The organism is Cellulosimicrobium sp. CpK407 (assembly GCF_051844275.1).
Classification (GTDB): Bacteria; Actinomycetota; Actinomycetes; order Actinomycetales; family Cellulomonadaceae; genus Cellulosimicrobium; species Cellulosimicrobium cellulans_G.
This window is the reverse complement of sequence record NZ_JBGNYC010000036.1, coordinates 16,570-43,017: the sequence shown is the minus strand read 5'-3', so window position 1 is coordinate 43,017 and position 26,448 is coordinate 16,570. Positions and strand designations below refer to the sequence as shown.

Here is a 26,448-nt window from a genome sequence, read left to right as displayed (position 1 = left end):
TCCGGCGCTTGACACGGGTTCCGCGGGGAAAGCACGATCAGGCCGTTGTGTGGAAGCGCTACCACTTCGTGGTGGGAGCGCTGCCACGACCCCGCCCCACCGACAAGGGAGTCACCGTGCTGAGCAGCACCCGTACGACCCGCCGGCCCCGCAAGGCGATCACCGCCGTCGCAGGCCTCGCGGCCATCACCCTCACCCTGACCGCGTGCTCGAGCGGCTCCGGCTCGAACGACGACGAGACGGGCTCCGGCGACGGCGAGAAGATCACCCTCACCGTCGCCACGTTCAACGACTTCGGCTACACCGACGAGCTCCTCGCGGCGTACACGGAGGCGCACCCGAACGTCACCGTGAAGCAGACCAAGGCCGCCAAGTCCGAGGACGCGCGCACCAACCTCACCACCAAGCTCGCCGCCGGCGGCGAGGGCCTGGCGGACATCGAGGCCATCGAGGTCGACTGGCTCCCCGAGCTCATGCAGTACCCCGACCTCTTCACCGACCTCACCGACTCGTCACTCGACGGCCGCTGGGTGGACTGGAAGGTCCAGCAGGCGACGACGCCGGACGGCAAGCTCATCGGCTACGGGACCGACATCGGCCCGAGCGCGATCTGCTACCGCCAGGACCTCTTCGAGGCCGCCGGCCTGCCGACCGACCCCGCCGAGGTGGCGGAGCTCCTCGGTGGCGAGGACGCGACGTGGGACGACTACTTCGCCGCGGGCAAGACCTTCGTCGCGGCGAGCGACTCGGCCTGGTACGACTCCGCGATGTCCATCTCGCAGGCGATGGTCAACCAGATCGACAACGCGTACGAGGAGTCCGACGGCACGCCCAAGGACCTCGCCACGAACCAGCCGATCATCGACATCTACGACACGGTCCTCGAGCAGTCGACGACGAACGAGCTCTCCGCAGGCCTCGAGCAGTGGTCGGGCGACTGGGACGCCGCGTTCCAGAACGACGGCTTCGCGACGATGATCTGCCCCGCGTGGATGACCGGCCCGGTCGAGGAGCGCTCGGGTGGCGTCACCGGCTGGAACGTCGCCGACGTCTTCCCCGGAGGCGGCCTCAACTGGGGCGGCTCGTTCCTCACGGTCCCGGCCTCCGGCCCGAACGCCGAGGCTGCGAAGGAGCTCGCTGCCTGGCTGACCGACCCGGCGCAGCAGACGACGGCCTTCGAGAACGCGGGCACGTTCCCGTCGCAGATCGAGGCACAGGAGTCCGACGCCGTGCAGTCGTTCACGAACGACTTCTTCAACGACGCCCCGGTCGGCACGATCTTCGTGAACCGTGCGCTCGCGATCGACAGCGCGCCGTTCAAGGGCGCCAACTACTTCTCGATCCACACGACCGTCCAGGACGGCATCAAGCGCGTGGACGTCGAGAAGACCGACGACGCCGCGTCCTCGTGGCAGAAGACGCTCCAGTCCTTCCAGGACCTGGGCCTGTGACCTGACGGGGCCGGGGCGGCACCACGGTGCCGCCCCGGCCCCGCTCGCGTCCACCGCCGGGCGCCGCCGCCCCGGCGGCCGCCCGACCGCCACCCGCAGTCACCAGCAGCCCAGGAACCTCACATGGCCGTCCTCTCGCCCACCCAGCCCTCCCCGGGGCTCAGCGGGCCGACGCCGCGCACGCCGCGCCGCGTCGGCTTCTCCCAGCGCCTGAGCCGCTGGGACGTCAAGGTCTCGCCCTACCTCTACATCTCGCCCTTCTTCATCCTGTTCGCGATCACGGGTCTCTTCCCGCTCGTGTACACGGCCGTGGTGTCGGTCTACGACTGGAACCTGCTCGGCGGCCAGGGCGACTTCGTCGGCCTCCAGAACTACACGGACGTGCTCGCGCAGCCGACGTTCTGGAAGTCGCTGCGCAACACCGTCTCGATCTTCGTCCTGTCGTCCGTGCCGCAGGTGGTCGCCGCCATCGCGATCGCCGCGCTGCTCGACCAGAACCTCCGCGCCGCGACGTTCTGGCGCATGGGGGTCCTGCTCCCGTACGTCGTCGCCCCCGTCGCGGTCTCGATGATCTTCGGCCGCCTCTTCGCCGACCAGTACGGCCTCATCAACGAGCTCCTCGGGGTCGTCGGCATCGAGCCGATCCGCTGGCACGCGGACGCGCTCGCGAGCCATGTCGCCATCGCGTCGATGGTGAACTTCCGCTGGACCGGCTACAACGCGCTGATCTTCCTCGCCGCGATGCAGGCCGTGCCGCGCGAGCTCTACGAGGCCGCGATCATCGACGGCGCCGGTCGCGTGCGCCAGTTCTTCTCCGTGACCGTCCCGCAGATCCGCGCCACGATCATCTTCGTCGTCATCACGTCGACGATCGGCGGCCTGCAGATCTTCGACGAGCCGCGCATGTTCGACGCGCAGGGCCTCGGCGGCGCCGACCGCCAGTGGATGACGACCGTGCTCTACCTCTACGACGTCGCCTGGGGCAACCAGAAGAACTTCGGCCGCGCGGCCGCCGTCGCCTGGCTGCTGTTCCTCCTCATCATCCTCGTCGGGATCGTCAACTTCCTCGTCACCCGACGGATCGCGACGTCGAACGCCCAACCACGACCGCCGCGGTGGGTCCGTCGTCGCCGCGAGACCCAGAAGCGCCTGCGCGCCGAGCGCGCCATGTCGGCGCAGCGCTCGAGCACGGGTGACACGGATGCCGACACGACCGCCGCCAGCACGACCGACCGGAGGAAGCGATGAGCTCCGTCCCCGTCATCGCCCAGACCGCCGGGCCGGGTGCGGCCCGCGCGGCCGCCCGACGCCGCCGCGCCGGGAAGAACGTCGGCGGCACCCAGCGCCGCCCCCGGTGGGTCACGTACACGATCCTCGGGGTCGTCCTGCTCGTCTCGATCTTCCCGCTGTACTTCACGCTGATCCTGGGCTCCTCCACGCCGGAGGAGATCTCGCGCAGCGCGCTGCCCCAGCTCCTCCCGGACGCGAGCCTGTTCGACCGGTTCGCCGAGGTCATGAACTCGGACGCGATCAACTTCTGGAAGGCCGCCTGGAACTCGGTGGTCGTCGCGGTGCTCACGTCGCTGTCCGTCGTGCTCTTCTCGACGCTCGCTGGCTTCTCCTTCGCCAAGCTCCGGTTCCGCGGGCGGGGGCCGCTGCTCGTGTTCGTCATCGCGACGATGGCGGTCCCGACGCAGCTCGGCGTCATCCCGATGTACATCCTCATGTCGGACCTCGGCTGGATCGGCAAGCTCCAGGCCGTCATCGTGCCGGCGCTCGTCACCGCGTTCGGCGTCTTCTGGATGACGCAGTACCTGGGCGAGGCGCTGCCGTACGAGCTCATCGAGGCGGCCCGCGTCGACGGCGCGTCGATGTTCCGCACGTTCTGGTCGATCGCGCTCCCCGCGGCGCGTCCCGCCGCCGCGATGCTCGGCCTGTTCACCTTCGTGCAGCAGTGGACGAACTTCTTCTGGCCCTCGATCGTGCTCAACCAGAACAACCCGACGCTGCCGCTGGTGGTGCGGTCCCTCCAGGCGAACTTCTTCGTCGACTACTCGCTCGTGATGGCGGGGATCTTCCTCGTGACCCTGCCGCTGATCGTCATCTTCATCTTCACCGGCCGCCAGCTCGTGGCGGGCATCATGCAGGGCGCCGTCAAGGGCTGACGCCCGGCGCCACCGCGCGGCACCCGGTCGCGCGCCACCTCGGCGTGGCGCGCGACCGGCCGTGCGGCCGACCGTCGCGCGGGCAGCCCACCGGCCCTCCCGCGTGCCACTCCTCGACCTCTCGAAGGACAATCGACCCATGACCAGCTTCGTCCCGTCCGCGCCCCTCCTCCCGAACCCGGCGACCGCGACCGGGCGCGTCGAGATGCCCCCGGGCTTCCTCTGGGGCGCCGCGACCGCCGCGTTCCAGATCGAGGGCGCCGGGCACACGGACGGTCGGACGGACTCCGTGTGGGACGCGTTCGCCCGCGTCCCGGGCGCCGTCGTGAACGGCGACGACGGCATGGTCGCGTGCGACCACTACCACCGGTACCGCGAGGACGTCGCGCTCATGCGCGACCTCAACCTCGGCACCTACCGGTTCTCGACCTCGTGGGCCCGCGTGCGTCCCGACGGGGGCGCCGTCAACCCGGCCGGGCTGGCGTTCTACGACCGCCTCGTGGACGAGCTGCTCGGCGCGGACATCCTGCCGTGGCTCACGCTCTACCACTGGGACCTGCCGCAGGCGCTCGAGGAGAAGGGCGGCTGGACGTCGCGCGACACGGCGTACCTCTTCGCCGAGTACGCGGTGACGATGCACGAGGCGCTGGGCGACCGCGTGGGCGTGTGGACGACGCTCAACGAGCCGTGGTGCTCGGCCTTCCTCGGGTACACCGCGGGCGTGCACGCGCCCGGTCGTCAGTCGCGCGAGGACGGCCTCGCCGCGGCGCACCACCTGCTGCTCGGCCACGGCCTCGCCGTCCAGGCGCTGCGCGAGCGCGCGCCCGAGGCGAACCTCGGTCTGACCCTGAACTTCACGGTCTCCGACCCGGTCGACCCGCAGGACCCGGCCGACGTCGACGCCGCGCGCCGCATCGACGGGCAGTTCAACCGGATCTTCCTCGACCCCGTCTTCCACGGCGAGTACCCCGCGGACGTCCTGGAGGACGTCGCGCCCTACGGGCTGCTCGACCACGTCAAGGACGGCGACCTCGAGATCATCTCGACCCCGATCGACACGCTCGGCGTCAACTACTACAACGGCGGCGCGGTCTCGGGGCACCCGCTGCCCGCGGCCGAGTCCGGCGGCGGGACGCGCCCCGAGGGCGTGCGCGACGAGCGCGCGGACGACGCGCCGGTCCGCGCGACGTCGTCCCCGTTCCCCGCCGCCGACGACGCGCACGACCGCTCGCGCGGGCTGCCCCGCACGGACATGGGCTGGGAGGTGCAGCCCGAGGGGCTGACGCGCCTGCTCACGCGCCTGCAGCGGGACTTCACCGGCCCGCGCGGCGTGGCGATGTACATCACGGAGAACGGCGCGGCCTACCCCGACCAGGTCGGCGAGGACGGCTCCGTGGACGACCAGGACCGGCTCGAGTTCATCGACGCGCACCTGCGCGCCACGCGCGACGCGATCGACGCCGGCGCGGACGTGCGCGGGTACTTCGCGTGGTCGCTCCTCGACAACTTCGAGTGGGCGCTCGGCTACACCAAGCGGTTCGGCATCGTCCGCGTCGACTACGAGACGCAGGAGCGCACGGTGAAGGCGAGCGGCGCGTGGTACGCGCAGGTCGCGCGCGACAACGCGGTGCCCGCGCGCGACGACGCCGTGCCCGCGCGCGACGCGTCCGCCGCGGACGCCACCGTCGGGGAGTGACGACACGGTGAGCGGGGCGGTGCGGTCGGCCGGGCGCGCGCGGGATACTGTCCTGATGAACAGCCTGCGCTCCGCGCCGACCCTGGACGAGGTGGCCCAGACGGCGGGCGTCTCGCGCTCGACCGCGTCGCGCGCGATCAACGGCGGCCTGCGCGTGTCGCCCGAGGCCCAGGCGGCGGTCGACGCTGCCGTCGCCCAGCTCGGCTACACGCCCAACCGCGCCGCCCGCTCCCTCGTGACGCGCCGCACCGACTCGATCGCCCTCGTGGTCCCCGAGCCGGACGAGCGCATCCTCACCGACCCGTTCCTCGCGGGCACGATGCGCGGCGTGAGCGCGGCGCTCGGCGGCACGGACCTGCAGCTCGTCCTGCTCTTCGCGCGGCCCGACGAGCAGCCGGGCCGCATCGTGCGGTACCTGAGCAGCGGGCACGTGGACGGCGCGATCGTCGCGTCGCACCACCGCGACGACGAGCTCGAGGAGGCGCTGCTCGCAGCCCGGCTGCCTGCCGTGTTCGTCGGGCGGCCGTTCCGCCCGACGCCCGACCTCCTCTACGTCGACGTCGACAACGTCGAGGGCGGCCGCCTCGCGGCGCGCCGGCTCGTCGAGGCGGGCCGCCGCCGCATCGCGACGATCGCCGGCCCGCAGGACATGACCGCCGGCGTCGACCGGCTCACGGGCTGGCGCGAGGTGCTGCAGGGCGCCGGCCTGCCCGACGACGCGGTCGAGATCGGCGACTTCGCCGTCGCGGGCGGGGCCGCCGCGATGGAGCGCATCCTCGCCGCCCACCCCGACGTCGACGGGCTGTTCGTCGCCTCGGACCTCATGGCGGAGGGTGCGCTGCGCGTCCTCGCGGCGCACGGGCGCGACGTGCCGCGCGACGTGTCCGTCGTCGGGTTCGACAACCTCGCGACCGCGGCCTCGACGGTCCCGCCCCTCACCACCGTCCAGAACCCCATGGTCGAGATGGTCCGCGGTGCGACCGACCTCCTGCTCGACCTCGTCGGCGGGCGGGGGGACGAGATCGCGTCGCAGGTCCTGTCTCCCGAGCTCGTCGAGCGCGACTCGGTCTGACGCGGTCGGGCGGCGACGCGCGCGCCGGGTGCCGCGGCGGACCGGCCCCCGAGTGGGTGGTCGCTCGTAGCCTGGGCCCGTGACCTCACGACCTGTCATGACGCTTCCCCGCGCCGACGTCCTCGCGGCACGCTGGCACGCCCAGCAGCTCGACCGGGCACCGGGCACGGCCGCCGCGCCCGACGACGTCACGATGCTCGACCTGGGGGTGCAGGACACCGGGCCCGACGGCGCGGCCTGGGCCCTCGCGGTGCGCGGCGCCCCGGGCGTGCGGCCGGGCAGCCTGCCGCCGACCCTCGCTCTCGCCTGGACCCTGCGCGGCGCCCCGCACGTCTACCGTCGCGCCGACCTCGCCGACGTCGCGGTCGCCACCGCCCCGCTCTCGGAGGCCGACGCCGCCAAGCGGGTCTTCGACGCGAGCGCGCCGCTGCGCGCGGCGGGCGTCGCCGTGCTCGACGCGCTGCGCACCGAGGCGCGGTGGGAGCGCGAGCTGGTCGTCGAGCCCACGGTCAAGGGCGACCTGTCGACGCGGCTGACGCAGCACCTCCCGGAGCCGCACCTGCGCTGGTGCCGGTCGTGCGGCGCGACCCACAGCTACGAGCAGACGTTCCGGCTCGCCGCGCTCCAGGCCGGGCTCGAGCTCGAGCCCGGCACGTCGCCGCCGGTTCTGCGACGGGTCCCCGACCTCGAGCCGTCGCTGTACGGACGGCTCGGGGCCGAGGCGGTGCCGCGCCTCGACGTCGTGCGCGGGTACCTGCGCTTCTTCCCCGCCGCGAGCGTCCAGGACGTCGCCGGGTTCCTCGAGGCGCCGGTCAAGGACGTCCGGGCCCACTGGCCCGACGACGCGGTGCGCGTCGAGGTCGCCGACGCGCACCCGGGCGCGCGCCCGGTCGAGCGCTGGGTCCTGGCCGACGACGTCGAGCACCTCGTGGGCGCCACGGCGCGCGTCCGCGACGCCCAGCCCGGGGACGGCGCTCCCGTCGTCCGGCTCGTGGGGCCGTACGACCTGTACCTCCAGCTCCGCGACCGCCCGACGCTCGTCCCGGACGCGGCCCGCGCCAAGGACCTGTGGCGTGTCCTCGGCCGGCCCGGAGCCGTGCTCGCCGGCGGCGAGGTCGTCGGGACCTGGCGGCCCCGCGCGTCGGGGCGACGGCTCTCGGTCCTCACCGACCCCTGGGTCCCGTGGGACGCCGGGCTCACCGACGCCGTGGCCGAGCAGGCGGAGCGCCTGCGCGCGTTCCGTGACGCGGCCTCCGTCACCGTCTCGTCGGCGTAGACCGCACCCACGAGGTCCCGGGATCAGCGCTTCACGTGGCCGTAGCGGTGCGTGGTGCGGCTGACGGCCTGCTCGTGCAGGACCGTGAGCAGCTCGCGACGACCGCTCGCGACGACGGGGTGGTCCAGGACCGTGACCTCGCCGACGCGCTCGGCGGCGGCCTCGTGCAGCCCGGGTGCCGACCCGACGACGCGGACGCGACCCCGGACCGCGCCCGACGCGACGCGGCGCGCGAACTCCTCGTCGCTCACCGCGGCGTCGCCCGTGCTTGGCACGACGACCGCCGGCACGCCCGCCGTGCGGGCGGCGTGCAGGACCCGCTCGACCTCGACGGGGAGCGCGTCCGCTCCGGCGCGCACGGTGAGGACGTCCACCGGCCGGTAGCGGAAGACGTTCGACTCGGCGCGCAGGCCCGAGGGGTCGTGCGCCACGGAGAACTCCTGCTCCCACCACCGCGTGTCGTCGGCCTGCGCCCAGGTGAGCCACGCCTCGGGCGCGGCGTCGCGGGCGGGCGGTGCGGCGTCGGCGGGCGCGGCTCGCCCGGGCGCCATGGTGCCCGACGACGTGCCCGCGCCCTCGTCCGCGGCCCCGCCCGTCGCGTCGGCCCAGCGGCCGAGCTGCGCGACGTAGTTCGGGCCGCCCGCCTTGGCGCCCGGTCCGACGGCCGACTGCTTCCAGCCGCCGAACGACTGCCGCTGCACGATCGCGCCGGTGATGTGCCGGTTGACGTAGGCGTTGCCCACCTGGACCGCGTCGAGCCAGCGCTCGACCTCGGCGTCGTCGAGGCTGTGGATGCCGCCCGTGAGACCGAACGGGACCGCGTTCTGCAGCGCGATCGCCTCGTCGAGGGTCGCGGCCGTCATGATCCCGAGGACCGGCCCGAAGTACTCGGTGAGGTGGAACGGCGAGCCGGGCGCGACACCCTCCTTGAGACCCGGCGTCCAGAGGCGGCCCTCCAGGTCGGGGCTGCCGTCCAGCAGCCGCGGCCGCACGAGCCAGGACTCCCCCGGTTCCAGCGTCGTCAGCGCGTGCAACAGCTTGCCCGACGCGGGCTCGGTGAGCGGGCCCACGGTCGTCGCGACGTCGGTCGCCGGACCGACGGCGAGCGAGCGCACCGCGTCCACGAGCTGGCGCCGCACGCGGCGCCCCGTCTCGGTCCGCGGGTCGCCCGCCGAGCCGACGAGGATCGCGAGCGACGCGGCCGAGCACTTCTGCCCCGCGTGCCCGAACGCCGACCGCACGAGGTCCGCGACCGCGAGGTCGAGGTCCGCCGACGGCGTGACGACGAGCGCGTTCTTGCCCGACGTCTCGGCGAGCACCGGGCGCGACGGCTTCCACCGCGCGAAGAGCTGCGCGGTCTCGATCGAGCCCGTGAGCACGACGCGCGCGACGTCGTCGTGCGTGACGAGGCGCGTGCCGAGCTCGTCGTCGGGCACGCGGACGTACTGCACGACCTCGGTGACCGAGCCTGCGTCCAGCCCGGCGAAGTCCCCCGGCGCGGCTACGACGGCGTCGCGCAGGCCCGCGTGGATCGCCTCGACGGCGACCTCGAGGCAGCGCGGCGTGGGCGGAGCGGGCTTGGCGAGCACCGCCGACCCGGCCGCGAGCGCCGCGAGGACCCCGCCGACGGGGATCGCGACGGGGAAGTTCCAGGGCGGGGTGACGAGCGTGACGCCGTCGGGCGCGAAGCGCGCTCCCGGGACGCGCTCCAGGTCCTCGGCCGACCGGGCGTAGTAGTTCGCGAAGTCGACGGCCTCGCTCACCTCGGGGTCGGCCTCGGCGACGGTCTTGCCGGGCTCGTGCACCATCGCGGCGACGAGGTCGGTGCGCGCCTCCTCCAGGCGCCGGGCGACGGCGCGCAGGGCGGCGGCGCGGGCCGCCGGGGCGACCTGCGACCACGCGGCGGTCGCGCGCACGGCGGTCGCGACGGCGTCGTCCACCTGGGCGGTCGTGGTGAGCTCGGGCGTGCGGACGGGGACGTACCCGGAGCCGGTCCCGGTGACGTGGCGGGCCCAGTCGCGCGAGGCGGCGACGGCGGGGTCGGTGTCGGGGGCGTTCGCGAAGCCGCCCCCGCCGAACCCGGGGTTGCGGGTGGGTTCGGCGCCGTCGTGGCCGGTAGTCCCGGGTTCGACGGGCTGGTGCGGACCGACGGCGGTCGGGGCGTCCGCACGCGGGCGGCGGCGCGGCGTCACGTCGGCCTCCGCGTAGTGGACCCCGTGGCGCACGGACGCGCGGAACGCGGCCTCCTGGCGCTCCATGGGGCTGCCCGCAGGCGACCCGTCGGGCGCGAACATGGCGTGGAGGAAGTTCTGCTCGGCGGCGTTCTCCTCGAGGCGGCGCACGAGGTAGGAGATCGCGACGTCGAAGTCCTCGTCGCGCACGACGGGCGTGTACAGCACGACGCGCCCACCATGCCCCGCGTGCGGGCCGGACTCGACGCGGTCGGCCGCGACCTCGTCGCGCACGGCGCGCGCCTCGCCGGGGGCCATGCCCTGGAGCATCTCGACGTCGAGCGCGTGGCTCACGCCGCGGGCGCGGCCGAGGAGCACGGCGAGCGCGACGTGGAACAGGTTGTGGCTCGCGACGCCGATCCGGACCGCGTCCGTGCGGGGCTCGCGCAGCGCGTGGTCGAGCAGGCGGACGTAGTTCGCGTCGACGTCGGGCTTGGTCGGGTACGGCGCCTGCGGCCAGCCGTGGAGCTCGGCCTCGACGGCCTCCATCGCGAGGTTCGCGCCCTTGACGAGGCGGACCTTGATCGGCGCGCCGCTGGCGGCGACGCGCTCGGTCGCGAACCGGGTGAGCCCGTCGAGCGCGCCGAGCGCGTCGGGCAGGTACGCCTGGAGCACGATCCCGGCCTCGAGGTCGTGCAGGTCGTCGTGCGCGAGGATCTCGCGGAAGACCGCGGTCGTGAGCGCGAGGTCCTTGTACTCCTCCATGTCGAGGTTGAGGAAGACGCCGTGGTCGCGCGCCGCCCGGTACAGCGGCAGGAGCCGCGCGACGACGCGCGCGCACGACCCGTCGAGGTCCCACGTGACGAGCTGCGACGCGACCGACGACACCTTGACCGACACGTAGTCCACGTCCGGGCGCCGCACGAGCGCGAGCGTGCGCTCGAGGCGCGCGTCCGCCTCGGCCTCGCCGAGCACAGCCTCGCCGAGGAGGTTGACGTTGAGCGCGTAGCCCTCCGCGCGGGTCCGGGCGAGGTGCGGGCCGAGGCCGCGGCCGGCGTCGGCCACGAGGTGGCCCACGAGCTGGCGCAGGCGCACGCGCGCGGCCGGGACGACGACGCGCGGCAGCACCGGCGCGACGCCCGCCCCGACGCGCAGGAGGGACCGGTCGACCGGCCCGAGGAACGACCCCGCGCTGCCCGCGAGCTCGCCGAGGCGGCCGAGCGCCCGCGCCGCGACGTGCACGTCCTGGGGGCGCGCGACGTCGTCGACGAACCGGACCGCGAGCTCGAGGCCCGCGGGGTCGGAGACGAGCGCGCCGAGCCGCTCGGCGGTCCGGCGGGCGCGCGCGTCGCCCGCTCCCTCGCTCGCGGCGAGCCAGCGGCGGGCCAGCGTGACGGCCTGCTCGACGAGGTCGTCCGGGGAGGTGAGGCTCGTGTCGCCGACGGCTCCGGGGGTGGGGAGCGGCCGGGCAGGCGCGTCGTTGCTCATCCCTCCAGGGTGCCTCGGGTCGCGGTGACTCGTCTTGTACGATCCGGGGCGACATGGCACCCGTCCGCGACAAACCGTGGCCCGAGGGCGCGGCGCTGCTCCGAGCGCTCAGCCCCGCCATGGTCGCGCTCATGGACGAGCTGCCGGACACGATGTTCTGCGCGAAGGACGTCACGGGCCGGTACGTCGCGGTCAACCCGGTGTTCGTCGCGCGCACGAACGAGCGCTCGCGCCGCGCGGTGCTGGGCCGACGCGCGCGCGACCTGTTCGTCGCGCAGCTCGCCGAGCGCTACGAGCAGCAGGACGCCGAGGTGCTGCGCGGGCGCGCGCTGCGCGGCGAGCTCGAGCGCATCCGACGGCTCGGCGGCACGTCGGGCTGGTTCCTCACGTCCAAGCTCCCCGTGCACGACGACGCCGGTCACCTCGTGGGGATCGTCTCGGTCTCGCACGACCTGCGCGCGGGCGCGGCGGACGACGCGACGATGGACTCCCTCGCCGCGCTCGTCGCCGCGGTCGAGGCGGACCTCGGGGCGCGCTGGACGACGGCGCGGCTCGCCGAGGCGGCCGGGTGCACGCCCGCGGTGCTCGACCGGCGGGTGCGACGCGTCTACGGCGTGACGCCGCGCCAGCTCGTGCTGCGCACCCGGGTCGACCACGCGACGCGCCTGCTCGCGGGGACCACGGTCCCGATCGGTGACGTCGCGGCCGAGAGCGGCTTCTACGACCAGCCGTCGTTCACCCGCACGTTCGCGCGCCTGGCAGGCGAGACCCCGGCCCAGTACCGCCGCCGCACGCGCCGCTGACCGCCCGCGCCTGCCGCCGAACCCTGGTTCTCTCCTCACCGTCTGCCAGTCCTGGGGAGAGATCCAGGGCTCGGCGAGGACCGGGTGGGGGCGCGCGGTGGCGCGCGGCGGCGTCGGGCACGGAGACTGGCGGCATGACCTCCGCAGACTCCTCGCACGCCGTCCCGACCGTCGACCTGCCCGGCGGGGCGATGCCGCTGCTCGGGCTCGGGACGTGGCAGTCCGAGGGCGACGACGCGTACCGCGCCGTGCGCCACGCGCTCGACGTGGGCTACCGGCACGTCGACACCGCGACGGGCTACGGCAACGAGGCACAGGTCGGGCGCGCGCTCGCCGACTCGGCCGTGGACCGCGACGACGTGTTCGTCACGACCAAGCTCCCGCCGGACGCCGCGGGGCGCGAGCGCGAGACGCTCGAGGCGTCGCTGCGCGACCTCGGCACGGACCACGTGGACCTGTGGCTCATCCACTGGCCGCCGGCGGGCGAGGCGTCGCCGTGGGTGTGGGAGCGGTTCGTCGAGCTGCGGAACGAGGGCAAGGCCCGATCGATCGGGGTGAGCAACTACTCGGTCGAGCAGGTCGACGTCGTCTCGGAGCAGGTCGGTGAGGCACCCGCCGTCGACCAGATCCCCTGGAGCCCCGCCGACTACGACCACCGCCTCGCGCACGAGCTCGCGCAGCGCGGCGTCGTGCTCGAGGGGTACAGCCCGTTCAAGCGCACCGACCTCGACGCGCCGGTCCTCGCGGAGGTGGCCGCGGCGCACGGCGTCACGCCCACGCAGGTCGTGCTGCGCTGGCACCTCGACCACGGGTTCGTCGTCATCCCCAAGTCGGTGACGCCGGAGCGCATCGAGGCGAACTTCCAGGTGACCGGGTTCAGGCTCACGGCGGACGAGCTCGCGGCGATCGACGCGCTGGGCCACCACCGGGGCGCGTGAGCGGCGAGCGCCCGCGCCGGGGGTAGCGTGACCCTCGGTGCCGCACACCCCCGCGGCACCGAGGAGAACCTCGAACCGGAGGAACCGTGACGACGACGTCCGTGCCGCCCACCCTCACGAGCGGCGAACCCACCCCGCACGACCCCACCCCCCGCACGACCCCGCAGCACGCCCCCGCGTCCGCCCTCGACACCGCGCACGCGCAGCTCGCCGGCGCGGTCGGGTTCCTCGGCTACGACGAGGGCCTGCACGAGATGCTCGCGACGCCGCGGCGCGAGGTGAACGTCGCCGTCCCGCTGCGGCGCGACGACGGCCGCACCGTCCTCTTCCACGGCTACCGCGTGCAGCACAACGTCTCGCGCGGCCCCGGCAAGGGCGGGCTGCGCTACTCCCCGAGCGTCGACATCGACGAGGTGCGCGCGCTCGCCATGTGGATGACGTGGAAGTGCGCCCTCGTCGACCTGCCGTACGGCGGGGCGAAGGGCGGCGTCGCGATCGACCCGCGCTGCTACTCCGAGGCCGAGCTCGAGCGCGTCACGCGCCGCTACACGTCGGAGATCATGCCGGTCATCGGCCCGGAGCGGGACATCATGGCGCCCGACATGGGCACGAGCGAGCAGACCATGGCCTGGGTCATGGACACCTACTCGGTGAACCAGGGCTACACGATCCCGGCCGTCGTGACCGGCAAGCCGATCACCGTGGGCGGGTCGCTCGGCCGCACGACGGCGACCAGCGCGGGCGTCGTGCACGTCACCGCCGCGGCGCTCGACGAGGCGGGCGTGCCGCTGTCCGACGTGAGCGTCGCGATCCAGGGCTTCGGCAAGGTCGGGTCGCACGCCGCCGCGATCTTCGCGGCCCGCGGGGCGCGCGTCGTCGCGGTGTCCGACCAGTACGGGGGCGTGCACGACCCGGACGGGCTGGACGTGCGCGGGCTGCTCGAGCACGTCGCCGCGACCGGCAGCGTGGTGGGGTTCGACCACGCCGATCCGGTCGACAACGACGCGCTGCTCGCGCTCGACGTCGACGTCCTCGTCCCGGCCGCGGTCGAGGGCGTGCTCGACGGCGACACCGCGCGCACCGTGCGCGCCCGGTGGGTCGTCGAGGGCGCGAACGGTCCGACGACCGCGGAGGGCGACCGCGTTCTCACCAAGAACGGCGTGACGGTCGTGCCGGACGTGCTCGCGAACGCGGGCGGCGTCGTCGTGTCCTACTTCGAGTGGGTGCAGGCCAACCAGGCGTACTGGTGGACCGCGGAGGAGATCGGCGAGAAGCTCGAGCACCGCATGCTCCACGCGTACGAGGAGGTCGCGACCCTCGCACGCCGCGAGGAGCTGAGCCTGCGGGACGCCGCGCTCGTCATCGGCGTCCAGCGTGTGGCGGAGGCGCACCAGATCCGCGGCCTCTACCCCTGACCCGCGACGCTCGGCCCCGCCGAGCACGGGCTCCGCGACCGTCCTGGGCTCGATCCGGTCGCGGATCCCGTGCTCGGCGGGTGATCAGGCGCGCGCCGGGCGGGTCGCCGCGACGACCGCGGCGACGAGCGCGACCGCGGACGCGCCGACGGCCGCCCAGGCCACGGTGGTGTCCACGAGCTCGCCCTGGAAGCGCCCGACGGCGATCCACGCGAGACCCCACGACATCGCGAGGCCGATGCCGAGGGCGACCGCGCGACGCCCGGCGGCGAACGCCGCCCACGCGACCGACAGCGCCGCGGCGAGGACGACGAGCACGACGGACCAGCCCGTCGCGCCGAGGCCGAGCTCGCCGACGCCCGCGTCCGCGAGCGCCGCGGCGACGTTCGCGAGCGTCGCGACGCTCACCCAGCCGGTGTACAGGCCCGTCGTCCCGTCGAGCACGACGGCCTGCGCGGTCGACTCGGGCCGCCGGCGCACGAGCCGCACGACGACCACCGCGTCGACCGCGAGCAGCGCCGCGATGACGACGACGCTGAACGGGATCCACCCGGCCTGCACGACGCAGATCCACGCGGCGTTGAGGACCATGGAGACGAGGACCCACCACGCGGTCGCGCGCAGCCGCGGGCTGGTCGCGTGCCGCGGCAGCACCTGGTACACCGCGAACGCGAAGAGCCCGAGGTAGATCACGGACCAGATGCGGAACGCCGGGTTGTCGGGCGCCACGGGCGTCGCGGTCGAGGACAGCGCGCCTCCGGCGGTCTGCTCGACGGCCGTGCCGCCGAACGCGCCCGCGCCGTAGGCCGCGGCACCGGCGGCGACGAGCGAGCCGACGAGGACGACGACCTGACGGACGCGGTCGGAGGGCGCGGGCGCGGGGACGGCGCCCGCCGGGACGGCTGCGGTGGTCATGCTCCACCGTCGCATCGATCAGCATGCTGAGCATCCGGGGACGGACCGGCGGACGGAACTGGTGCCCCGGGCACACGGGCCACTATGCTCCGGCGCCAGACCGCCGCGCGGGTGCGGCGCATCGTGAGAGGCACGCCCATGACCACGACCCTGCGCGCCGCGCTGTCGGTCCTCCTCCTCGTCGGGTTCTACGTCCTCGCGCTCGGCGCCGTCGTCGGCCTCGGCGCGGCGACCGTGTGGGCTTTCTCGGAGCACGCGAGCGGTGGTGCCGCGAAGCTCGGGTTCTTCACGATCGTCGTCGCGGCAGGCCTCGTCGTCGCGCTCGTGCGCGTCGCCAGGGCGGAGAAGCAGGGGCCGGGTGGGGTGCCGCTCGCCGAGCGCGACGCGCCCGAGCTCTGGGCCGCCGTCCGCGAGCTCGCGCAGGTCGCGGACACGCGCGCCCCCGACGAGATCCGGCTCGTCGCCGACGTCAACGCCGCCGTCAGCGAGGACACGCGCCTGCTCGGTCTCGTCGGCGGGACGCGCCGCCTGTACCTGGGCGTCCCGCTGCTGCAGGGCCTGACCGCCGCGCAGCTCCGCTCGGTCCTCGCGCACGAGCTCGGCCACTACTCCCGGTCGCACACGCGCCTCGGCCCGCTCACGTACCGCGGCCGTGAGGCGATCATGGCGACGGTCGGGCAGCTCCAGGGGAACGTCGTCGGCTGGCTGCTCAAGCAGTACGCGAAGCTCTACGTCCTCGTGTCGGCAGCGGTCAGCCGGCGCCAGGAGCTCGAGGCCGACGAGCTGTCCGTGCGCGTCGCGGGCCGCGCGACCGCCCAGGCGGCGCTGCGCGAGGTCCCGGTGATCGACGCCGCGTGGGGCTTCTACACCAGCCAGTACGTCGGGCTCGGCTGGGAGCACGGCCTCGCCCCGACTCCGGCGGGCGTCTTCGGCGGTTTCGACGAGCTCCTGCGCGGCAGGGCCGGCGACCTCGCCGAGCTCCGGTCCGACGACGCGCCCGCCGAGCAGTCCGCGTGGGACACGCACCCGTCGATCGCGCGGCGCGTCGCCGCGATGGACACCATGCCCGACGGCGGCACGGTCGCCACGGACGAGCGGCGCGCCACCGCCCTCGTCCCGGGCTTCCCGACGTGGGCCGAGCGCGTCGCGGTCGAGGAGGTCGCGTTCGGGACGCGGGCGCAGCTCCCGTGGGACGCCCTCGTCGCGGCGGCCATGCCGATCCACGACCAGCGCACCGCGGACACGCTCTACCGCGCGGTGGGTCGCGCGGCCGGTCGCCCGCAGGGTGACCTGGCGACCCTGCTCGACCTGCTGGGCACCGGCCGCCTCGACGCGATCGCGCGCGACCTCGTCCCCGGCGCCCCCGCCGAGGAGGCCCGGGACGCGATCACGGGGGCGATCTCCTCGGCCCTCGCGGCGGCCGCCGTCCGGTCCGGCGCGGCCCGGTGGCGCGCGTCGTGGACGGGACCGGCGACGCTCGAGACGCCCGACGGCACCGTCCTGGACCTGGCGGAGGTCGCGCGCCTCGCGGCCGACCCCGCGACCACCGCGGAGGCCCGCGCCCGGCTCGACGCCCTCGGCATCGACGTCGCGGGCGCGGTCCAGCAGACCGCGCAGGCGACCGCGCACGGCGGCGACGTCGTCGGCGGACTCGCGAACGTCAAGGTGGACGGGACGTACCACGACGTCCTGGTGCTGGACGTGGGGCTGATCCTGGCGCCCTGCCCCAAGAAGACGGAGGGCGGCAAGGCACGCCTCGTGGAGCTCCTGCGCTCGGCGCCCGTCGCCGACCTCGCCGCGCGGTACCGGTACGTGCCCTACGAGCAGATCGCCGCGGCCGCGATCCGCAAGGTCACGCCCGCGCGCGTCGACCTCGCACTGCACGACGGCACGACCCTCACGCTCCACGAGACGTGGTCGGGCGAGCGGCTCACCAAGGACAGCGACGAGGCGCTCGTCGCGCACGTCGCGCCCTACGTCCGCGAGGGCGAGCCGAACACCGTCCCCGCGGGCTGACCCCCAGGAGCGACCTGCCCCCGCGGCCACGCCGAGAACGACACTACGCGCCGTCGAGCACGACATGAGGGTCGTCATCCACGGGATGACGACCCTCATGTCGTGCTCGGCGCCGTGGGGTCAGGACAAGGGCTGGCGGTCCGCCCACGCCGTGAGCGTCGTGCGCGGGCCCGTGAAGAACGGGACCTCCTCGCGCACGTGGCGGCGAGCCTCCGTGGCGCGCAGCTCGCGCATGAGGTCGACGATCCGGTGCAGCTCGTCGGCCTCGAACGCGAGGATCCACTCGTAGTCGCCGAGCGCGAACGACGCGACCGTGTTGGCGCGCACGTCCGGGTAGTCCTTCGCCGCGAGGCCGTGGTCGCGCAGCATGGTGCGGCGCTCGGCGTCGGGCAGGAGGTACCAGTCGTAGGAGCGCACGAACGGGTACACGCTGAGGTAGTCGCGCGGCGCCTCCCCCGCGAGGAACGCGGGCACGTGGCCGCGGTTGAACTCGGCCGGGCGGTGCAGCGCCGCGTTCGACCACACCGGCTCCAGGTGCGCCCCGAGGCCGCTCGCGCGCAGGCGCTGGTAGGCACCCTGGACGGACTCGATCGTCGGGCCGTGCCACCACACCATGAGGTCGGCGTCCGAGCGGAGGCCCGCGACGTCGTACCAGCCGCGCACGACGAGGTCGCCGTCGGTCGCCGCCGGGTCGTCGCCGCCGCCGACCGCGGCCAGCGCCTCGGCCACGAGGCCTGCCCGCTCGTCGGCGTCGGCGGGCAGGGGCGCCGCCGTCGCGAAGACGGACCACATCGCGTAGCGGATGGTGGTGTTGATCTGCTCGTGGTCCGCGGGGACGCGCGCGGCGTCGTTCATCGGGGTTCCTCCCTGGTCGGTGCGGGATCTTCGCCGCGGTGGCTCAGCTGTGGATGTCGGTGCTGCACAGCGCGGGGACGCCGCTCGGCTCGCCGTCGCGACGCAGGCAGCAGCCCGGCGCGCACACCGACCGGAACGCCGGGAGCTCGCCGACGGTGGCCTCTTCGACGTCCTCGCCGCGGGCGAGGGCCGCGCGCTCGACGAGCAGGTCGACCAGCCCGCGCACGAACGGCTCGCGCGTGCCGACGGTCCCGGCACGGACCGCGGTCATCCCGAGCCCGGTCGCCGTCTCCATCGCCTCGGTGTCGAGGTCGTACGCGACCTCCATGTGGTCCGACACGAAGCCGATCGGCGAGAGCACGACGTCGCGGACGCCGTCCTGCGCGAGGGCCTCCAGGTGGTCGTTGACGTCGGGCTCGAGCCACGGCTGGCTCGGCGGCCCCGAGCGCGAGCAGTACGCGAGGTCCCACGCGACGTCGTGCCCGAGGCGCGCCGACACCTCGGCGGCGATCACGCGCGCGAGGTCGAGGTGCTGCTCCGAGTACGTCGCGTGCGAGACGCGCGACGCGGCCTCCATCGTGTCCGGGATGGAGTGCGTGACGAACACGAGGCGCGCGGCGGCGCCGTCGCCGCCCTTGTCCGCGAGCGCCGCGTAGCCGTCGAGGACGGCGTCGACGTTCGCCTGCGCGAAGCCGGGGTGGTTGAAGTAGGAGCGCACCTTGTCGAACTGCACGCCCGTCGAGCCGTCGGGGCCGAGCTGGCCGCGCCCGTCGAGCACGACCGCGAGGTCCTCGCGGTACTGGCGGCAGCCGGAGTACGACGAGTACGCGGACGTCACGAGCGCGACCGCGTTCTTCGCGCCCAGCGCCTCGAGCTCGTCGATCGCGTCGGTCGTGTACGGCTCCCAGTTGCGGTTGCCCCACACGACCGGCAGGTCGACGCCGCGGCGCGCGAGCTCGGCCTCGAGCGCGGCCTTGAGCGCGAGGTTCTGCTCGTTGATGGGGCTCTTGCCGCCGAAGCCGTAGTAGTGCTCGCCGACCTCCTCGAGGCGCGAGTCCGGGATGCCCTTGCCCGCGGTGACGTTGCGCAGGAACGGCACGACGTCCTCGGGCTTGTTGGGCCCGCCGAACGAGTAGAGCAGCAGGGCGTCGTAGGGGCGCAGGTCGGGGGTGGGACCGGGGTCGACGTCGCTCGTGGGGGCGCTGGCGGACGCAGCGGGCGCGGCGGCCCGGCCCGTGTCGGCAGCGACGTCCTGGGGGGAGAACGGGGGCATGCTCCCGATCATGGCACCTGCTCCGACCCCCGCCCGCCCGGAAGCGGACCGGAGGGACGTGACATTGACGGGACAGAGTGTCACCTCGTCCGGTCACCTCGCCCGGCCCCCTAGACTCGGCCTCGCTCGCTCCTCGGGCCGGGCACCGGGCACCGTCGCCCGCCGCGCAGGACCGCCCGAGCCGGACCACGTGGAGGTGGAGCGGTGCCGCTCCCGGAGATCACCGAGCGCGTGCCGCTCACCCTGCCCGACGGCCTGCTCGACCGCCGCTCGATCGGCTGGGCGCGCCAGCCGCTCGTCGACACGTCCGGCGTCGCGCGGGACGGCCGCCGCCATGCGGGCCGGAACAAGCGCTGGGAGTACTGGGGCGTCGTCACCCCGACCCACGTCCTCGCGCTGACGGTGTCGTCCCTCGACTACGCGGCCGTGCACGAGGTGTGGGTGCTCGACCGGGAGTCGGGTCGCACGTGGGGCGCGGACGCGACCGTCCTGCCCGCGCGCGGCGTCGAGCTGCCCGGCTCGCTCGGCGACGGTCCCGCCCGCGCACGGGCGAAGAACCTCGCGATCGACCTCGACGAGGTCGACGGCGGGACGCGCCTGCGCGCGCGGACCCGCGACGTCTCGTTCGACGTCGTCGCCGAGCTGCCGCCCGGGCACGAGCGGCTCGCCGTCGTCGTGCCGTGGAGCGACTCGCGCTTCCAGTACACGGTCAAGGACGTCGCCCGCCCGGCGCACGGCACGCTGTGGGTCGACGGACGGACGGTCGACGTTCCCGCCGGGTCGTCGTGGGCCGTCCTCGACCACGGCCGCGGGCGCTGGCCCTACGACGTCCGGTGGAACTGGGGCGCGGGCTCGGGCGAGAGCCACGGGCGGGTCGTCGGGATCCAGGTGGGCGGACGGTGGACGGTCGGCACGGGCTCGACCGAGAACGCGATCTCCCTCGACGGGCGGATCCACCACCTCCCCGACGAGCTCGCGTGGGACTACGACCTCGCCGACCCGCACCGGCCGTGGCGCGTCACCGGCGGCGGGCTCGACGCGACGTTCGAGCCCTTCCACACGAAGGTCACGCGGACGCACCTCGGCGTCGTCTCGTCGTCGACCGACCAGTGCTTCGGCCACTGGTCCGGCACGTTCACGCCACCCGCCGCGGGGACCGACCGCGACGCCGCACCGGAGCCGGTGCGGTTCGACGGCCTCGTCGGCTGGGCCGAGGAGGTCCACAACCGCTGGTGACAACCCGCCGTCGGGCCCCGCTCCCCCGACGACCCTGCTCTCGGTCGAGAACGACTTCGGTGTCGTCATCCCTCGGACGACGACACCGAAGTCGTGTTCGGCAGCGGGCCGAAGGTCAGCCCTTGACCGCTCCGCCCAGGCCCGCGCCCTGGAGGAACATGCGCTGGAAGACGAGGAACAGGCCGACGGGGATCAGCGTGGAGATCGCGAGCGCCGCGAGGAAGACGCCGAGGTCGGTCGACGCCTCGATGGACGGCAGGCGCACGGACAGCGGCTGGATCGCCGGGTCCTTGAGGACCAGCAGCGGCCAGAGGAAGTCCTTCCACGCCGCGATGACCGCGAAGACCGAGACCACGCCGATGATCGGCTTGGACATCGGCAGCACGATCGACCAGAACAGCCGGTACGGCCCGGCGCCGTCCATGCGCGCGGCCTCGAACACCTCGCGCGGGAGGCTGTCGAAGAACCGCTGGACCAGCAGCACGTTGAACGCGCTCGCACCCGCCGGGAGCCACACGGCCCAGAAGCTGTTGATGAGCGACCGGCCCAGCAGTGGCGGGTCGAGGATCGTCAGGTACAGCGGGACGAGCAGCACGATCGCGGGGACGAACATGGTCGACAGGACGAGTGCCTGGACGACCTTCCCGTACTTCGGCCGCAGGACGGACAGCGCGTAGCCGCCCGTCGTCGCGACGAGGATCTGCGACGCCCACGACCCGACCGCGAGCCAGATCGTGTTGAGGAAGTACCGGCTGACCTGGACGTCGTTCCACGCCTTGTCGAGGTTGTCCCACGCGATGCCGTTCGGGAAGATCGCCATCGGGGTGCGCAGGATGTCCTGGGTCGGCGTGACGGCGTACTTGGCGAGCAGCAGCATCGGGCCGAGCCCGGCGACCACGAGGATCACGAGCAGCAGCACGTGCGTGCTGCCCATCCCCCACCGGATCGACGGGCGGCGCCAGTCCGCCTCGGAGAGCGCGCCACGGTCCTCGACGCCGTCGAGCGCCTTGCGACGGCGGGCGCGCACCCTGCGGCGCTCGGACTCGCGCCGGGAGCGGCTCGCCTCGGCGGCGCGTCGGGCCGTGCCCGTGCCGTCCGTCGGGACCGCCGGCGTGCTGTCGGCCGTCGCCGCGGAGTCCTGCGAGACGACGCCGATCTCGCTCGGGTTGTCGGTGGGCGAGAGAGTCATGACGTGCTCCAGGACCGGGTGAGCCGGAAGTAGAGGATCGAGAAGACCGCGAGGACGGCCGCGAGCATGATCGACAGCGCGGTCGCGGCCCCGTAGTCGCCGCCGAGGCTGTTCTGGAAGGCGTAGCGGTAGATGAGCAGCAGGATCGTCAGGGTCGCGTTGTTCGGCCCGCCGCCCGTGAACAGGTAGGGCTCGAGGAACACCTGCGCGGTCCCGATGACCTGGAGGATCAGCGTGATGAACAGGACGCCGCGCAGGGCCGGGAGCGTGACGTGCCAGATCTTGCGCCACAGCCCCGCGCCGTCCACCTCGGAGGCGTCGTAGAGCTCGGGCGGCACGCTCGTCAGGGCGGCGAGGTAGATGATGATCGTCCCTCCCGCGCCGGCCCACGTGGCGGCGAGCACGAGCGACGGCATGGCCGTCGAGGCGTCCTGGAGCCACGGGTACGGGCCGAGGCCGACCCAGCCGAGGATCGTGTTGAACACGCCCGTCGGGCTGCCGTTGTAGAAGAACTTCCACAGCAGCACGGCGACGACCGGCGGCACGACGACCGGCAGGTAGGCGAGCGCGGAGTACAGCCCGCGCGCCCGGCGGACCTCGCGCATGAGGACGGCCGCGATCAGCGGGATCGGGTACCCGAACAGGAGCGCGAGGAACGCGAAGTACAGCGTGTTCTTCACGGCCTTCCACAGGAGCGGGTCGTTCAGCACCTGACGGAAGTTGTCGAGCCCGACGAACGTCGGGTCGCTCACGAGGTTCGTCTCCTGGAAGCTCATGATCACCGCGCGCACGATGGGGAACCACGAGAAGACGCCGAAGATCAGGATGAGCGGCAGCAGGAACACGAGGTTGCTCAGGCCGCCGCCACGGAACCACGTCACGGGGCTGCGGCGTCGGCCGTCGCGGTCGGCCCGCGCGTGGGAGGCGGGTCCCCGTCGCGGCGGGGCGGTGGTGGCGGTCACGGGCGAACGTCCTTCGGTGCGGTGGGGAGGTGCCCGACGACGCGAGGTGCGTCGCGCCGTCGGGCACCGGCGGGGTTCGGGTCGGCCGGGAGGGGGCGCTGCCGGCCGACCCGGGTCTGCGGGTCGCGCGGCCCGTACGGACCGTGAGACCGCGGGGCGTCAGCCCTGGTCGAGCAGGGCCTGCGCCTCGGTGTTCGCCTGCTCCAGCAGCGCGTCCACGTCGGCGTTCTCGTCCGTCAGGACGGCCTGGACGACCGGGTCGAGCAGCGCGTAGATCTCCTGCGTCTTCTGCGACGGCTCACCGACGAGCGGCAGGTCGAACATCGTGTCCGTGTAGCTCGTCATCTGGTCGAGCGGGACGTTGATGTAGTCCTTGATCCACTCCTGGTTCTGCTCGTACTGCTCCTGGGAGAACATCGGCAGGACCGGGGTGCCCACGGGCTGGTCGTTCGCGACGAGCGTCTCGGCGTCGGCGACCGCGCGCTTCTCGTCGACGAGCTTGGCGAGGTAGAAGAAGTCGATCCACTTGATCGCGGCCTCCTTCTTGGACTCGTCCACGTTGGCCGGCATCGCGGCGAGCGTGCCGCCCGTGAGGACGCCCGCGTCGTCGCCCTCGAGCGGGAGCGCCGCGAGGCCGTAGGTGGCGGGGTCGACCGCGTTCGTCTGGACGAGCGACGTGAAGACGTCGGAGCCCGACGTGTACATCGCGACCTGGCCGGCGGCGAACGCCTGGTTCATCGTGCCCCAGTCGAGGAGGAAGTTGCTCCCGAGGGAGTTGTCCTCCCAGCGCATGGCCTTGAGCCACTCGAGCGCTTCCTTGGTGCCGTCGTTGGTGAGCGTGGAGGTGGCGGTCCCGTCCTCCGCGACCTCCTGCGTGCGGCCACCGCGCGCGAACGTGTTGACGGTGAGCTGCCAGCCGCCCGTGTTGTTCTGCGACATCTGCATGTAGCCCGCGACGCCGGGGTTGGCGTCCGCGATCTTCTTCGCGTCCTCGCGGACCTCGTCCCACGTGGTCGGCGGCTGGTCGGGGTCGAGCCCGGCCGACTCGAAGAGCGCGCGGTTGTAGTGCAGGCCCACGCCGTAGACGTTCTTCGCGGGGATCGCGTAGACGTGGCCGTCGGCGCCCGTCCCGGCCTCGATGATCGCCGGGTTGAACTTGTCGGCGTAGGGCAGGGTGCGGAACTGCTCGTCGAGGTCGGCGAGCTGGCCGTTCTCGACGAGCGTCTTCGCGTCGGTGAACGGGATCTCGAAGACGTCGGGCAGCGTGCCGCCGGCGAGCTGGGGGGCGAACGTCGTCGCCTTCCACTCGTACTCCTCCGGCACGATGTCGATGTCCGGGTTCGCGGCCTCGAACTCCTCGACCTGCGCGTTGAAGGCGTCGATCGCCTCCTGCTCGGAGCCCGGGAGGAGGGAGACCACCTTGAGGGTGACCTTCCCGTCGCCGTCCGAGCCGCTGCTCTCGTCGTCGCTGCCCGAGCCGCCGCTCGAGCACGCGGCGAGCGTGCTGATCGCGAGCGCCCCCGCGAGGGTGAAGGCGATCGCCTGACGTGTGGACTTCATCGTCACTCCTGTGTTCCGGTGGTGCTGGTTGGGTGTGCTGGGTGGGTGCTGGGTGTCCGGGCCGACCGGCTCGCGGCCCGGGGGCTGGTGGCGGTCAGGCCGCGTGCCGGCCCGTGCGCGGTGTCATGCGCGCAGCCAGACCGCGGTGTCGGGGGCGAGGCGCGTCGGTGGCTCCGACACGTCCGCCCCGTGCGAGGTGCCGCTGTGGAGGAGGACCTCGGCGTCCGCGGGCAGCGGCACGTCCTCGGCCCCGAGGTTGACGACGCACGTGACCGCGCGGTCGTCGTCGCCGCGGGTGTCCTCGCGGACGAACGCGAGCACGTCGTCGCCGAGCGCGACCCCGCCCAGGGAGTCGAGCCAGCGGAACGCCTCGCCGTGCAGCGCGGGCTCGGCGCGCCGCGTCGCGATGACGCGGCGGTAGAGCGCGAGCATCGACGTCTCGTCGTCGGCCTGCGCCTCGACCGAGAGCTCCCCCCAGCCCGCGGGCTGGGGCAGCCAGGGCCGCGCGCCGCCGTCGGGCCCGAACCCGTTGCTCGTGCCGCCGCGCGTCCACGGGAGCGGGACGCGGCAGCCGTCGCGGCCGGGGTCGACGCCGTCGGAGCGGAAGTGCATGGGGTCCTGGATCGCGTCGAGCGGCAGGTCCTCGACCTCGGGAAGCCCCAGCTCGTCGCCCTGGTAGAGGTAGAGCGAGCCGGGCAGCGCGGCGGAGAGCAGCGCGGCGGCGCGGGCCCGACGGCGCCCGGTCTCCAGGTCCGTCGGCGTGCCGAAGCGCTTGGTCGCGAACGCGAACGAGCTGTCCTCGCGGCCGTACCGCGTCACCGGGCGCGTGACGTCGTGGTTCGAGAGCACCCACGTCGCGGGCGCCGCGACCGGGGCGTGCGCGTCGAGCGTCGTCTGCACGGACTCGCGCAGCGCCTTCGCGTCCCACGGGCGCGCCATGAAGTCGAAGTTGAACGCCGTGTGCATCTCGTCCGGGCGCAGGTACTGGGCGAACCGGGCGCGGTCCGCGAGCCACACCTCGCCCACGAGCACGCGGGGCTCCTCGTAGGAGTCCGCGACGGCGCGCCAGCCGCGGTAGATGTCGTGGAGCTCGTCGCGGTCGACGTGCGGGTGCTCGCCCGGGCCGGGGTGGGCCGGGACCTCGGGCAGCGCCGGGTCCTTGACGAGCTGGGCCGCCGAGTCGATGCGGATGCCCGCGGCGCCGCGGTCGAACCAGAACCGCAGGATGTCCTCGTGCTCGCGGCGCACGTCGGGGTGGTTCCAGTTGAGGTCCGGCTGCTCGGGAGCGAACACGTGCAGGTACCACTCGCCGGGCGTGCCGTCGGGGTTCGTCGTGCGCGTCCACGTGCTGCCCTGGAACTCCGAGACCCAGCGCGTCGGGATCTGGGACCCGTCCTCGCCCTTGCCCGGATGGAACCAGAAGCGCTCGCGCTCGGGCGACCCGGGGCCGGCGGCGAGGGCGGCCTTGAACCACTCGTGCTCGGACGAGACGTGGTTGGGGACGACGTCGATGATCGTGCGGATGCCGAGCTCGCGCGCCTCCGCGATGAGCTGCTCCGCCTCGGCGAGCGAGCCGAACTGGGGGTCGATCGCGCGGTAGTCCGCGACGTCGTAGCCGCCGTCGGCGAGCGGCGACACGTACCAGGGGGTGAACCAGATCGCGTCGACGCCGAGGTCGCGCAGGTAGGTGAGGTGCTGGCGAACGCCCGCGAGGTCGCCCGTGCCGTCGCCGTTCCCGTCCGCGAAGCTGCGCACGTACACCTGGTAGATCACGGCGCTGCGCCACCAGTCGGGCGACGCCGCCCCCGGCTCCCGCACCGCCTGCGCGAGGGTCGCGTCGGGGGTGGGTTCGCCGTCGGCGACTCGGGGGTGATCGTTGCTCACCGCGTCCTCTTCCGTGAGTTCGTGGGCTGCACGTCCGTGGGTCCGTGCCTCGCCTGCGCTGCGCACTGCGTCCGTTCCGACCG

19 protein-coding genes are annotated in these 26,448 nt (G+C 73.9%); 11 read left to right on the top strand and 8 right to left on the bottom strand.

Annotated elements, in window-relative coordinates; translation table 11 throughout:
- Positions 1-116: 116 nt before the first annotated feature.
- From ABWU78_RS15065 to ABWU78_RS15040, 6 genes are all read left to right on the top strand, one after another.
- A complete protein-coding gene (locus ABWU78_RS15065; protein ID WP_439158852.1) occupies positions 117-1,451 on the top strand; it encodes an ABC transporter substrate-binding protein in 1,335 nt (444 codons plus the stop codon).
- A gap of 123 nt (positions 1,452-1,574) precedes the next feature.
- Positions 1,575-2,699: a carbohydrate ABC transporter permease gene (locus tag ABWU78_RS15060; protein ID WP_253053097.1), complete on the top strand. Its 1,125-nt coding sequence runs from the start codon at positions 1,575-1,577 to the stop codon at positions 2,697-2,699.
- Positions 2,696-3,616, top strand: a complete 921-nt coding sequence (locus tag ABWU78_RS15055) for a carbohydrate ABC transporter permease (RefSeq protein ID WP_253053095.1) — start codon at positions 2,696-2,698, stop codon at positions 3,614-3,616. Before ABWU78_RS15060 ends, ABWU78_RS15055 begins: the two co-directional genes overlap by 4 nt.
- 139 nt (positions 3,617-3,755) lie before the next feature.
- Positions 3,756-5,312, top strand: coding sequence for a glycoside hydrolase family 1 protein (locus ABWU78_RS15050; RefSeq protein WP_439158851.1), 1,557 nt, complete (start codon positions 3,756-3,758; stop codon positions 5,310-5,312).
- Between the two features lie 55 nt (positions 5,313-5,367).
- Positions 5,368-6,384: a LacI family DNA-binding transcriptional regulator gene (locus ABWU78_RS15045; protein WP_141389217.1), complete on the top strand. Its 1,017-nt coding sequence runs from the start codon at positions 5,368-5,370 to the stop codon at positions 6,382-6,384.
- Positions 6,385-6,463: 79 nt separating this feature from the next.
- Positions 6,464-7,660, top strand: coding sequence for a DNA glycosylase AlkZ-like family protein (locus ABWU78_RS15040; protein WP_439158850.1), 1,197 nt, complete (start codon positions 6,464-6,466; stop codon positions 7,658-7,660).
- Positions 7,661-7,683: 23 nt separating this feature from the next.
- Here the strand turns inward: ABWU78_RS15040 and ABWU78_RS15035 are convergent, their stop codons facing one another.
- Positions 7,684-11,319 carry a proline dehydrogenase family protein gene (locus ABWU78_RS15035; RefSeq protein WP_439158849.1) on the bottom strand — a complete coding sequence of 1,212 codons (3,636 nt, stop codon included), beginning with the start codon at positions 11,317-11,319 and terminating at the stop codon, positions 7,684-7,686.
- A gap of 53 nt (positions 11,320-11,372) precedes the next feature.
- On the opposite strand from ABWU78_RS15035, the gene ABWU78_RS15030 reads away from it, so the two are divergent.
- The 3 genes from ABWU78_RS15030 to ABWU78_RS15020 all read left to right on the top strand — a co-directional run bounded on the left by ABWU78_RS15030 (position 11,373) and on the right by ABWU78_RS15020 (position 14,475).
- Positions 11,373-12,122: a helix-turn-helix domain-containing protein gene (locus ABWU78_RS15030; RefSeq protein WP_439158848.1), complete on the top strand. Its 750-nt coding sequence runs from the start codon at positions 11,373-11,375 to the stop codon at positions 12,120-12,122.
- Positions 12,123-12,256: 134 nt separating this feature from the next.
- On the top strand, positions 12,257-13,060 hold the full coding sequence (locus tag ABWU78_RS15025; RefSeq protein ID WP_353708657.1) for an aldo/keto reductase: 804 nt from the start codon (positions 12,257-12,259) through the stop codon (positions 13,058-13,060).
- A gap of 86 nt (positions 13,061-13,146) precedes the next feature.
- Positions 13,147-14,475, top strand: a complete 1,329-nt coding sequence (locus ABWU78_RS15020) for a Glu/Leu/Phe/Val family dehydrogenase (RefSeq protein WP_439158847.1) — start codon at positions 13,147-13,149, stop codon at positions 14,473-14,475.
- Between the two features lie 84 nt (positions 14,476-14,559).
- On the opposite strand, the gene ABWU78_RS15015 is transcribed toward ABWU78_RS15020, so the two are convergent.
- Positions 14,560-15,390 carry a tryptophan-rich sensory protein gene (locus ABWU78_RS15015; protein WP_439158846.1) on the bottom strand — a complete coding sequence of 277 codons (831 nt, stop codon included), beginning with the start codon at positions 15,388-15,390 and terminating at the stop codon, positions 14,560-14,562.
- A 138-nt stretch (positions 15,391-15,528) separates the two neighbouring features.
- Between ABWU78_RS15015 and ABWU78_RS15010 the strand changes: the two genes are divergently transcribed.
- Complete coding sequence (locus tag ABWU78_RS15010; protein WP_439158845.1) at positions 15,529-17,406, top strand: M48 family metalloprotease; 1,878 nt, start codon at positions 15,529-15,531, stop codon at positions 17,404-17,406.
- A 120-nt stretch (positions 17,407-17,526) separates the two neighbouring features.
- Here the strand turns inward: ABWU78_RS15010 and hemQ are convergent, their stop codons facing one another.
- Both hemQ and ABWU78_RS15000 read right to left on the bottom strand, forming a co-directional pair.
- A complete protein-coding gene (gene hemQ, locus ABWU78_RS15005; RefSeq protein ID WP_439158844.1) occupies positions 17,527-18,261 on the bottom strand; it encodes a hydrogen peroxide-dependent heme synthase in 735 nt (244 codons plus the stop codon).
- 43 nt (positions 18,262-18,304) lie between these two features.
- Positions 18,305-19,534, bottom strand: coding sequence for a ferrochelatase (locus tag ABWU78_RS15000; protein ID WP_439158843.1), 1,230 nt, complete (start codon positions 19,532-19,534; stop codon positions 18,305-18,307).
- 204 nt (positions 19,535-19,738) lie between these two features.
- On the opposite strand from ABWU78_RS15000, the gene ABWU78_RS14995 reads away from it, so the two are divergent.
- On the top strand, positions 19,739-20,770 hold the full coding sequence (locus tag ABWU78_RS14995; protein ID WP_439158842.1) for a DUF2804 domain-containing protein: 1,032 nt from the start codon (positions 19,739-19,741) through the stop codon (positions 20,768-20,770).
- A gap of 115 nt (positions 20,771-20,885) precedes the next feature.
- On the opposite strand, the gene ABWU78_RS14990 is transcribed toward ABWU78_RS14995, so the two are convergent.
- The 4 genes from ABWU78_RS14990 to ABWU78_RS14975 form a co-directional block, all read right to left on the bottom strand.
- Positions 20,886-21,959: a carbohydrate ABC transporter permease gene (locus tag ABWU78_RS14990; protein ID WP_353708650.1), complete on the bottom strand. Its 1,074-nt coding sequence runs from the start codon at positions 21,957-21,959 to the stop codon at positions 20,886-20,888.
- Positions 21,956-22,921, bottom strand: a complete 966-nt coding sequence (locus ABWU78_RS14985) for a carbohydrate ABC transporter permease (RefSeq protein ID WP_374615002.1) — start codon at positions 22,919-22,921, stop codon at positions 21,956-21,958. The genes ABWU78_RS14990 and ABWU78_RS14985 overlap by 4 nt, the downstream gene beginning before the upstream one ends.
- A 159-nt stretch (positions 22,922-23,080) precedes the next feature.
- On the bottom strand, positions 23,081-24,481 hold the full coding sequence (locus ABWU78_RS14980) for an ABC transporter substrate-binding protein (RefSeq protein WP_253053072.1): 1,401 nt from the start codon (positions 24,479-24,481) through the stop codon (positions 23,081-23,083).
- Between the two features lie 123 nt (positions 24,482-24,604).
- Entirely contained in the window at positions 24,605-26,299 is a 1,695-nt protein-coding gene (locus ABWU78_RS14975; protein ID WP_439158857.1) for a glycoside hydrolase family 13 protein, read from the bottom strand.
- Positions 26,300-26,448: the final 149 nt, after the last annotated feature.